This window comes from Spirillospora sp. NPDC049652 (genome assembly GCF_040675125.1).
GTDB lineage: Bacteria > Actinomycetota > Actinomycetes > Streptosporangiales > Streptosporangiaceae > Spirillospora.
On the sequence record NZ_JBFAOF010001242.1, the window covers coordinates 1 to 1774 of the forward strand.

Annotated in this window: 4 protein-coding genes; all 4 read right to left on the bottom strand. The window is 72.0% G+C overall.

What is annotated here, in order from left to right; translation table 11 throughout:
• Positions 1-136: 136 nt before the first annotated feature.
• Complete coding sequence (locus AB0J52_RS39000; RefSeq protein ID WP_500188099.1) at positions 137-415, bottom strand: HU family DNA-binding protein; 279 nt, start codon at positions 413-415, stop codon at positions 137-139.
• Between the two features lie 158 nt (positions 416-573).
• Entirely contained in the window at positions 574-819 is a 246-nt protein-coding gene (locus AB0J52_RS39005; protein ID WP_500188101.1) for an SCO5555 family protein, read from the bottom strand.
• 175 nt (positions 820-994) lie between these two features.
• On the bottom strand, positions 995-1582 hold the full coding sequence (gene leuD / locus AB0J52_RS39010) for a 3-isopropylmalate dehydratase small subunit (protein ID WP_500188102.1): 588 nt from the start codon (positions 1580-1582) through the stop codon (positions 995-997).
• A 13-nt stretch (positions 1583-1595) separates the two neighbouring features.
• Positions 1596-1774, bottom strand: a 179-nt coding sequence (locus tag AB0J52_RS39015) for an aconitase family protein (RefSeq protein WP_500188104.1), incomplete at its 5' end; no start/stop codon positions are given.

A 1774-nucleotide genomic window follows, 5' to 3' on the forward strand; every position in this document is an offset into this window, starting at 1 on the left:
TCCGCCACCTTCCCCCTGCCCTGACGCGCCGCCCCCTGCCCTGACGCGCCGCCCCCGCGGGCGGGCGGCGCCGGAACGCATCGACGCCCGGCCCCCGCCTGAGCGGGAACCGGGCGTCGCCGAACGCGGGCGGCGTCTACTTCTTGCCTGCCACGAGGTTCTTGAAGTCGGCGCCGGCCTTGAACTTCGGCACCGACGTCGCGGGAACATCGATGGTCTTGCCCGTTGCCGGGTTCCGGGCCGTGCGGGCAGGCCGGTCGGCCTTCTCGAACGAACCGAACCCGGTGATCGCGACCTTGTCGCCCTTGGCGACCGTGGCCTGAATCGTTTCCAGGATCGCGTCGACGGCCTCAGCGGCGGCCTTCTTGCTGCCAAGCCGCTCGGAGATGGCGTCGACCAGCTCACGCTTGTTCATGGGTTACTCCTCTAGTTCCCCCCTTGCCCGAACGAAACTATGGGAGCCATGGCACCGACACAATCACCTGAACGCGAGAGTTCCCGTGTCGCAGGCGTTTTGGTCGGTCTCGCCCCCGTCTCGCGCGGGCGCCGGACCGCATCCGGCCACGGCGAACGCTAGCGGGCTTCGGGCGAAGACCGGAAATCGGCCTCCCGCGCCGAAAGGAAGGCGTCCAGCCTGCGGGCGGCCAGGTCAGCGTCCCGCTTGGCCAGATCGGTGATCGCCAGCAGCTGCCGGATGAGCCGCCGGCGCTCCTCGGCCGGCAGCGGCGCGACCCGCCGGTGCGCCTCCCGCAGGCGCTCGGCGAGCCGGGTCAGCCCGGGGTCGTCCCAGGCGGGTCCGTCCCACGGGACGCCGCTCATCGCGGGTCTCCAGTCACGCTCAACCCCCTTCGCGAACACGTCCGGCGTACCCCCGCACACGACGAATTCTCGTCCGTGCGGGGGCACGCCGCCGTGCCCGGGGTGCCACCAGGGGGCGACGCCGCAGGTCAGAGCGGGCCGACCGGCCCGTGCAAAAGGGCGGCCGGGACGGCGGTCAGGACGTCGTCGGGAGCAGCTCCGGACGGCGCCCCTCGAACGCGGTGATCTCGTCGGCGTGCCGCAGGGTCAGGCCGATGTCGTCCAGGCCCTCCAGGAGCCGCCACCGGGTGTAGTCGTCGATCTCGAACGGCGCGACGATGTCCCCGGCCCTGACCTCGCGGTTCTCCAGGTCCACGGTGATCTCGGCGGCCGGGTCCCGCTCGGCGCGGGCCTGGATCTCCTCGACGGTCCCCGCGGGCAGGACGACCGGCAGCAGGCCCATCTTCGTGGAGTTGTTCCGGAAGATGTCGCCGAAGCGCGGCGCGATGACGACCCGGAACCCGTACTGCTGCAGGGCCCAGACGGCGTGCTCGCGGGACGAGCCGGTGCCGAAGTCGGGCCCGGCGACCAGCACGGACGCCCCCTGGTACGCCGGGTTGTTCAGCACGAAGTCCGGGTCCTCGCGCCAGGACGAGAACAGGCCCTTGTCGAAGCCGGTGCGGCTGACCTGCTTGAGCCAGACGGCCGGGATGATCTGGTCGGTGTCGACGTTGCTGCGGCGCAGCGGGACCGCGCGCCCGGTGTGCGTGACGAACTTCTCCATGGTCCTTGTGTCCTTACAGGTCGGCGGGCGAGGCCAGGCGGCCGGTGACGGCGGTGGCGGCGGCGACGGCGGGGCTGACCAGGTGGGTGCGGCCGCCGGGGCCCTGCCGTCCCTCGAAGTTGCGGTTGGAGGTGGACGCGCTGCGCTCGCCGGGGGTGAGCTTGTCGGGGTTCATCGCCAGGCACATCGAGC

Bases quoted from the DNA above. Each gene is read 5' to 3' on its own strand.
- AB0J52_RS39005 (WP_500188101.1), bottom strand. From the start codon at position 819: ATGAGCGGCGTCCCGTGGGACGGACCCGCCTGGGACGACCCCGGGCTG.
- leuD (WP_500188102.1), bottom strand. From the start codon at position 1,582: ATGGAGAAGTTCGTCACGCACACCGGGCGCGCGGTCCCGCTGCGCCGC.
- AB0J52_RS39000 (WP_500188099.1), bottom strand. From the start codon at position 415: ATGAACAAGCGTGAGCTGGTCGACGCCATCTCCGAGCGGCTTGGCAGC.